Source organism: Caulobacter sp. (assembly GCF_035254145.1).
Lineage (GTDB): Bacteria > Pseudomonadota > Alphaproteobacteria > Caulobacterales > Caulobacteraceae > Caulobacter.
Genome location: NZ_DATFAV010000195.1, coordinates 1 through 7,166 on the forward strand (window position 1 = coordinate 1; position 7,166 = coordinate 7,166).

Sequence of the window (7,166 nt, forward strand, 5' to 3'; positions counted from 1 at the left end):
AACATGGGACTCGTCTCGCGCGCCCTGGCGGCGGCGGGGCTTTCCGAGGCCGAGGGCCAGCTGCTTCTGCCCGAAGGCCCGCGCGATTTGGCCGCTCTGCTGTCGCGGCGCCATGACGCGGCGGCGCTGCGGCGACTGAAGGCGTTCGACATCGCGACGCTGAAGATTCGCCAACGGATTCGCGAGGGCGTCATCGCTCGCCTCGACGCGGCCCAGGAACACGCCGACGTGCTGCGTCCGCTGGCCGCCTTCCTGGCCTTCCCGACCAACCTGGCCCTGGCCGTGCGGCTGACCTGGGAATCGGCCGACGCCCTCTGGCGCTGGGCCGGCGACACGGCCACCGACGAGAACCACTATTCGAAGCGGGCGATCCTGTCGGGCATCCTGGTCTCGACCCTGGCGGTCGACATGGCCTCGGGCCGCGACTCGGCCCTGTCGCACCTGGACGCCCGCATCGACAACGTCATGGCCTTCGAGAAGTGGAAGGCGGGACTGAAGCCGATGGACCTGGCCAGCGAGATGGTCGGGGCGCTGGCGCGGATGCGGTACGGCGCCCGCTAGGGCTGGACCTTATTCAACCGTCATTCTCGCCCTCGTGGCGGGAACCCCTGGTTAGGCTGACACGTGAGACGCAAGCGAACCGCCTGCGGTCCGTCCCTCCCGCCCTCGCGGCGGACAGCGGGGTTCCCGCCAAGAGGGCGGGAATGACGGTGGGTGTTTAGGGACTGTCTACCCCCCGAACGCCGCCGTCAGGCGGTCGAAGTGGGCTTGCACCGGACGCGGGGCTTCCTCGCTGGGCGCTTCCACGTACATGCGGCGGTCCAGGTGGCGGACGCGCTCATACAGGCGCTCGGAGCGCTGCAGCAGGTTGGTCAGGCCGAACGGCAGCTCTTCGGTCGGCGGCGCCTCGGCGGCGGCTTCTTCGCCCAGGCGATAGGATTCCGCGCAGGCGGCTTCCGGCGGCATGTCACCTTCGCGCACGGCGCGCTGGACCAGCAGCCACGAAGCCACCTGCATCAGGCGGGTGGTCAGGCGCATGCTTTCGGTCGCATAGCCCAGGGCGGCGTTGCGCGAGAGGACCTTGCTGTCATGACGTCCGGCTCCGTCGAGATAGGCGGCGGTCTCCTCGACCAGCTGCATGCCTTCCTCGAACGTGCGGTCGAACAGTTCCGATCGCGCGAAGTCCTGGATCACTCCAGCGCGCCAAGGCGTGTCCGCGAACGCGTTCACTTCGGTCATAGCCACTCTAATGCCCCTCGAAAGGCCGCGAGGACGTCTCGCTTGACGAGGGGGACTGCAACCCCCGTGCCAGAACGCATCGTCCCGTTGCGACCCACCCCCTTCGAACCAACCCGACACGATGGCGGCCGAAGCGGATACGCGCTTAAGACGCCAGTAACCTCACCGAAAGCTTAAAAGAGCTTTTAGTCCAGGCGACCAAACAACGCATTGGCCGCGTCGCGACCAGCCCTTTTCTTGGCCAGTTGGGCCTTGGTGCGCTCGATTTCGGCCTGCAGGGCCTGGATGCGTTCCTCCAGTTCCGCGACGCCGTAGACCTCCAGGTCCTCGTGGGTCGTCTCGGTCAGAGCGCGTCCGCTGAAGGCGCGGGGTTCCGCGGTCTCCTCGAACATCGGCATTCTCCCTTTTCCGTCAGCCATCTGACGCCTACCTAGGCCGCAAGGCAAGCCGAGACGAAGGAGCCGCCGATGGGCGAGACGATGACCGCGATCGCGATCGAGGGCGGCAAGGGAGCGGCGGACGCTCTCAAGCCGGTGACCGTGGATCGTCCCGAACCGGGACCGGGGCAGGTGCTGATCAAGGTCGCCGCCGCCGGGGTGAACCGGCCCGATCTCCTGCAGCGCATGGGCTTCTATCCGCCGCCGCCGGGCGCGCCGCAGACCCTGGGCCTGGAGGTCGCGGGCGAGGTGGTAGTCGGTTCCGGACGCTGGAAAGCCGGCGACAAGGTCTGCGCCCTGCTGGGCGGCGGCGGCTATGCGCAATACGCGGTGGTCGACGCCCGCCACGCCCTACCGATCCCGGGCGACCTGGACCTGGTCCACGCCGCGGCCCTGCCCGAGACGGTGTTCACGGTGTTCGCCAACGTGTTCGAGCACGGCGGCCTGAAGGCTGGCGAGACCCTGTTGGTTCATGGTGGGACGTCCGGAATTGGGACGACCGCGATCGCCATGGCCAAGGCCGCCGGCGCCAAGGTCATCGCCACCGGCCGCGGACCCGACAAGAAGGCCAAGGCGCTGGCGCTCGGCGCCGACATCGCCGTCGACGCCAAGGCCGAGGACTTCGCCGAGGTGGTCAAGGCCGCCGGCGGCGCCGACGTCGTTCTCGACATGGTCGGGGCCAGCTATTTCGAGAAGAACCTGGACGCCCTGAACACCGGCGGCCGCATCGTCTACATCGCCAGCCTGGGCGGCTCGACGCTGGAGGTTCCGGTGATGAAGATCATGCAGAAGCGGGCGGTGATCACCGGCTCGACCCTGCGCCCCCGCTCGGCCGACGAGAAGGCGCGCCTCGCCGCCGAGGTCGAGCGCGTAGCCTGGCCCTGGGTGGCGGCGGGGAAGCTGAAGCCGATCGTCGACGCGACCTTCCCCCTGGCGGAGGCGGCCAAGGCTCACGCGCACCTCGAGGCTGGGGAGCATGTGGGTAAGGTGGTGCTGGTGGTTTGAGCGTTTTGGCCTTACGCGCCAGCTGTGGTTAAATCGCAGGGAAAGCAGGAGGCTATGTTGGACGTCAAGGAAGCGGTCTCTAAGGCCAAAGCTCATGTCGCTGATATATTCTCGGATGAGCAGCCGACGAATATCGGTCTCGAAGAGGTCATGTTTGACGACAGGGCTGGCGCCTGGAAGATCACTATTGGCTTCTCTAGGCCCTGGAACACCGTCAAGAACGCGTTAACCGCGCTCACCGGCAGTGTTGATACCGGGAGGACACTCAAAGTTTTGACGATTAGCAATGACGATGGCCGGGTGCTTTCGATAGCTGCCCGAGACGCTGCCTGACGTGGCGCTTCGGCCCGTTCTGCTGGACACCAATCTCCTACTGCTATTCGTGGTGGGAACGGCGGATCGGGCCGCCATCCCCAGACACGGCAGGCTCAAGGCGTATTCGCCGGAGACTTTCGATCTTCTTCTGTTGTTGTTGGAGCAGGCCAGCGAAATCGTCGTGACACCGAACACCGCGGCCGAAACGTCCAATCTATTGAGACAGGGCGTGACAGGACCCCTGCGTTACGCGCTTTCGGCCCACTTCGCGGCCCTTCTTGGACAGGTGCGCGAGGACTACGTTCGTTCGTCGGTGGCGGTGGAGCATCGAACTTTCGTTCGGCTCGGCCTCAGCGACGCGGTTATTTCGCACTTGGCGGACGGAGACATGGCGATCCTCACCGCCGATCTCGACCTCTACATAGAAGCGGTGAGTTCAGGGAGAGATGCCGTGAACTTCAATCACGTGCGCGAGGAGTATGGCGTTTAGCGCTGCGCGGAGTTCGCAAGGCTTAATCGCGAGAACCTCACCTCCTCTGCCCGCGTTCTCCTCGCATGAGCGAGATCCGCATCGGCTGCTCCGGCTGGGCCTACAAGGATTGGCGCGGGCCGTTCTATCCGGAGACGATCCGGCTGAAGGACCACTTCGCCTATTACGCCACCCGGTTCGACACGACCGAGATCAACGGCAGCTTCTATCGCCTGCCATCCGAGAACGCCGTGAAGGGCTGGGCCGAACAGGCGCCGGAGGGCTTCGTCTTCGCCTGGAAGGTCTCGCGCTACATCACCCACAACAAGAAGCTGAAGGACTGCCAGGACAGCGTCGACCTGGTGTTCGGACGCATGGCGCCGCTGGGCGAACACCTGGGGCCGGCGCTGGCGCAGCTGCCGCCGATGCTCCACCGCGACGACGAGCGGCTGAAGCGGTTCCTGTCCTGGCTGCCGAAGGATTGGCGCGTCACCGTCGAGTTCCGGCATGACAGCTGGTACGACGAGGGCGTCTATTCGATCCTGCGCGACCATGGGGTCGCCTTCTGCATCTCCGACCACCACGACGCGCCGTCGCCATGGCTGGTCACCGCCGACTTCGCCTATGTGCGAGGGCATGGGCCGGGCGGCCGGTATTTCGGTCGCTATCCGGAAAAGGATCTCCAGGCCTGGGCCGACTTTCTCGCCGGACAGCGCAAGGCGGGTCGTGATGCGTACAGCTACTTCGACAACGACGTGAAGAGCGCCGCGCCGCGGGACGCCGACATCCTCAAGACCCTGGTCCCGCTATAGAATAGGGCGTTAAGCGGCGGGTCCCCCGTTCCCTTTTTCCAAGAACCGGATTATAGCGTCTACAATATCCCGCCCGGCCGAAAGGCCGGGCGCCGTCATTTCTGGAGGACCGCATGTCCGACATCCTGATGCCCAAGGCGACCGCCGTCTGGTTGGTGGACAACACCTCGCTCTCCTTCGAGCAGATCGCCGACTTCTGTGGTCTGCACCCGCTGGAAGTGCGCGGCATCGCCGATGGCGAAGTGGCGCGCGACATCCGCGGCGCCGATCCGATCGGCAACGGTCAGCTGACCCGCGAGGAACTGGACCGCGCTCAGGCCAACCCGGACTACCGGATGAAGGCCCAGGTCAGCCGTCACGCCGAACTGCTGAAGCCGCAGAAGAAGGCTCCGCGCTACACCCCGGTGTCGCGCCGCCAGGATCGTCCGGACGCCATCGCCTGGTTCCTGCGTCACCATCCCGAAGTGACCGACGCTCAGATCTCCAAGATCCTGGGCACGACCAAGGCCACGATCGAGCAGGTCCGCAACCGCACCCACTGGAACGCGGCCAACATCAAGCCGGTCGATCCGGTGACCCTGGGCCTGATCGGCCAGCTGGAGCTGGACGCCCTGGTCAAGAAGGCCGCCGAGAAGAAGGCCAAGGACGACCTGAAGAAGGGCATCGTTCCGGAAGATCCGACCCTGCGCCCCGCCTCCGAGGCCGGCCAGTTCGAGCCCGAGGTCGAGGAAGAAGAAGACTTCCGCGCCCCCCGCGGCGACATCAAGGCCGAGGACGTGTTCGGCAAGTCGGCCGGTTACGTCGACGAGGAAGACGAAGACTAGACCGCGAAAGCTGTCATCCCGGCCAAGCGCGCAGCGCGCCGAGCCCGGACGCGGCAAGCGCCGGCTTATCCGACGGTCCCGGGTCTAGGCTACGCTTCGCCCGGGATGACAGTTTTGACGGCCAAAGACAAAGGCCCCGCTCCTTGCCGGAGCGGGGCCTCTCGTTTTTCGGCTGCTATTCCAAGCAGCTAGTGCATTCGCGCCCTCAAGCCTTCGATCTCTTCCTTGAGCCGAAGCTTCTGGCGCTTGAGCTCCCTGAGCATCGTACCATCGCTACCGGGTCTACTGGTCTCCTCCTGGATCTTGCGATCGAGGTTCTCGTGACGGGACCCAAGCTCGCGGATACGGGATTCGATGGCCATGGCTCTCGGCTCCTTGCTGTTGGAGAAGAAAGTGAACACCCGCTGCGCGATGCTGTCAGATCACATATGATTGCACTGGGCGGCGCTTGACGTGGCCCAGTTTGCTCCCGTGACGGACGAAAATTCACCATGACCGACGTTTCGAAGACCCTTGGCCGGCCCGGCGACCGCCCCCGCCTGGTGGTCGGGATCACGGGCGCTTCGGGCGTGGTCTACGGCCTGCGGGCGCTGGACGCCTGCCGCGAACTGGGCGTCGAGAGCCATCTGGTGCTGTCGAAATCGGCCGCCCTGACCCTCTCGCAGGAGACCGGCCTGTCGGTCGCCGACGTCAACGCCAAGGCCGACGTGGTCCATCGCGCCGCCGATGTCGGCGCCTCGATCGCCTCCGGTTCGTTCCGGACCCTGGGCATGATCGTCGCCCCGTGTTCCGTCCGCACGATGAGCGAGATCGCCACCGGCGTAACGTCTTCGCTGCTCAGCCGCGCCGCCGACGTGACGCTGAAGGAGCGGCGGACCCTGGTGCTGATGGTGCGCGAAACGCCGCTGCACCTGGGCCATCTGCGCACCCTGACCAAGCTGGCCGAGATGGGCGCGGTGATCGCGCCGCCGCTGCCGGCCTTCTACGCCAAGCCGGTCTCGATCGCCGAGATGGTCGACCAGTCGGTGGGCCGGACGCTGGACCTCTTCGACCTGTCCTGGCGGCCGGTGAAGCGCTGGGGCGAGGACCTTGAAACCCTGGCCGGCGCCGCCGCCGACCGAGCCGAGGGTTAACGTCGATGCGCCTGTGGGACTGGGCCCTCGAGGTCTATGCGCGACAACCTGTCGCGGAGGCGTGCCTGAGCCTTCAGGACGCCCATGGCCAGAACGTGCCGTACCTGCTGTGGGGCGCCTGGATGGCGGTGGAGGGACGATCGGCCGACCTCAAGGACGCCGCCCGGCTGATGCGCGCCTGGGACGCCGAGGTCGGCGCGCCCCTGCGCGGCGTGCGCCGGGCGCTCAAGCCCCCGCGTCCGCCAGTGGACGAGGCCGCCAAGGAGACCCTGCGCGACGCGGTCAAGGCCGTCGAGCTTCAGGGCGAACGGGTGCTGATGGAGAGTCTGGAGGCCCTGACGGGGCCGCCGGGCGCGCCGGGACCCGCGCCGAGACCTGCGCTAGACGGCCTGGTGGCCGCCGCCGAGGCGTCCGGCGATCCGCCGCGCCGGGCCGCGCTGGAAAGGCTCGCCTTCGCGATCGAAAACGCCGATGGTTAGGCGGGCTCGGTGAGCGCCTTTACCGGTCATCAGCCTTTGCTATCTATCACGCTTGAACATTCTGGGCCGGGGATGTTCCGCTTCGGGCGGACCCTGGCGGGGGCCGCCTGAGACCATGTCCATGAACGACGATGATCCGTCGGAAGACTCCGACATCGCGATCGAACGTCGCCTCGCCGACCTGCGCGAGGAGCATAAGGATCTCGATGACGCCATCCAGGCCCTCGAGCAGCGCTACCAGCCCGACATGCTGCAGATCGCGCGCCTGAAGAAAAAGAAGCTGTCGCTGAAGGACGAGATCGGCCGGCTGGAAGACCAGCTCATGCCGGACATCATCGCCTAGGCGGCCGCCGGGCGATCCAGCTTCCTTCTCCCCTTGCGGGAGAAGGTGGCAGCGAAGCTGACGGATGAGGGGTCGAAAACCCTGTCCGGAGAGCGCGGCGCGACCCCTCA

At 66.4% G+C, this 7,166-nt stretch carries 12 protein-coding genes and 1 pseudogene; 9 read left to right on the forward strand and 4 right to left on the reverse strand.

All coding sequences use genetic code 11. The features are described 5' to 3' along the window. A partial coding sequence (locus tag VJ655_RS11920) for a COQ9 family protein (protein ID WP_324111315.1) occupies window positions 1-561 on the forward strand: 561 nt, incomplete at its 5' end. 54 nt (window positions 562-615) lie between these two features. On the opposite strand, the pseudogene VJ655_RS11925 reads toward VJ655_RS11920, so the two are convergent. The 3 genes and pseudogenes from VJ655_RS11925 to VJ655_RS11935 form a co-directional block, all read right to left on the reverse strand. Then, window positions 616-711 (reverse strand): annotated as a pseudogene (locus tag VJ655_RS11925) (hypothetical protein); the annotation flags it as partial. An 18-nt stretch (window positions 712-729) separates the two neighbouring features. Further along, window positions 730-1,239, reverse strand: a complete 510-nt coding sequence (locus tag VJ655_RS11930; RefSeq protein ID WP_324111317.1) for a DUF1465 family protein — start codon at window positions 1,237-1,239, stop codon at window positions 730-732. 185 nt (window positions 1,240-1,424) lie between these two features. Then, on the reverse strand, window positions 1,425-1,631 hold the full coding sequence (locus VJ655_RS11935) for a DUF1192 domain-containing protein (RefSeq protein ID WP_324111319.1): 207 nt from the start codon (window positions 1,629-1,631) through the stop codon (window positions 1,425-1,427). 75 nt (window positions 1,632-1,706) lie between these two features. Between VJ655_RS11935 and VJ655_RS11940 the strand changes: the two genes are divergently transcribed. From VJ655_RS11940 to VJ655_RS11960, 5 genes are all read left to right on the forward strand, one after another. Continuing rightward, a complete protein-coding gene (locus VJ655_RS11940; protein ID WP_324111321.1) occupies window positions 1,707-2,681 on the forward strand; it encodes an NAD(P)H-quinone oxidoreductase in 975 nt (324 codons plus the stop codon). A 54-nt stretch (window positions 2,682-2,735) separates the two neighbouring features. After that, a complete protein-coding gene (locus tag VJ655_RS11945; protein ID WP_324111322.1) occupies window positions 2,736-3,014 on the forward strand; it encodes a hypothetical protein in 279 nt (92 codons plus the stop codon). A 1-nt stretch (window position 3,015) separates the two neighbouring features. After that, the gene (locus tag VJ655_RS11950; protein WP_324111324.1) at window positions 3,016-3,486 is read left to right on the forward strand and encodes a hypothetical protein; all 471 of its coding nucleotides are present in this window, start codon (window positions 3,016-3,018) and stop codon (window positions 3,484-3,486) included. A gap of 65 nt (window positions 3,487-3,551) precedes the next feature. Then, window positions 3,552-4,277: a DUF72 domain-containing protein gene (locus VJ655_RS11955; protein ID WP_324111326.1), complete on the forward strand. Its 726-nt coding sequence runs from the start codon at window positions 3,552-3,554 to the stop codon at window positions 4,275-4,277. 113 nt (window positions 4,278-4,390) lie between these two features. Continuing rightward, window positions 4,391-5,101, forward strand: a complete 711-nt coding sequence (locus VJ655_RS11960; protein WP_324111328.1) for a DUF1013 domain-containing protein — start codon at window positions 4,391-4,393, stop codon at window positions 5,099-5,101. A gap of 188 nt (window positions 5,102-5,289) precedes the next feature. On the opposite strand, the gene VJ655_RS11965 is transcribed toward VJ655_RS11960, so the two are convergent. After that, the gene (locus tag VJ655_RS11965; RefSeq protein WP_324111330.1) at window positions 5,290-5,463 is read right to left on the reverse strand and encodes a YdcH family protein; all 174 of its coding nucleotides are present in this window, start codon (window positions 5,461-5,463) and stop codon (window positions 5,290-5,292) included. Between the two features lie 129 nt (window positions 5,464-5,592). Between VJ655_RS11965 and VJ655_RS11970 the strand changes: the two genes are divergently transcribed. The 3 genes from VJ655_RS11970 (at window position 5,593) to VJ655_RS11980 (ending at window position 7,056) form a co-directional block, all read left to right on the forward strand. After that, on the forward strand, window positions 5,593-6,234 hold the full coding sequence (locus tag VJ655_RS11970) for a UbiX family flavin prenyltransferase (protein WP_324111331.1): 642 nt from the start codon (window positions 5,593-5,595) through the stop codon (window positions 6,232-6,234). Between the two features lie 5 nt (window positions 6,235-6,239). Continuing rightward, window positions 6,240-6,713 (forward strand): TIGR02444 family protein, encoded by a 474-nt coding sequence (locus VJ655_RS11975; RefSeq protein ID WP_324111333.1) that lies wholly within the window; start codon window positions 6,240-6,242, stop codon window positions 6,711-6,713. A 115-nt stretch (window positions 6,714-6,828) separates the two neighbouring features. After that, complete coding sequence (locus VJ655_RS11980; RefSeq protein WP_324111335.1) at window positions 6,829-7,056, forward strand: YdcH family protein; 228 nt, start codon at window positions 6,829-6,831, stop codon at window positions 7,054-7,056. Window positions 7,057-7,166: the final 110 nt, after the last annotated feature.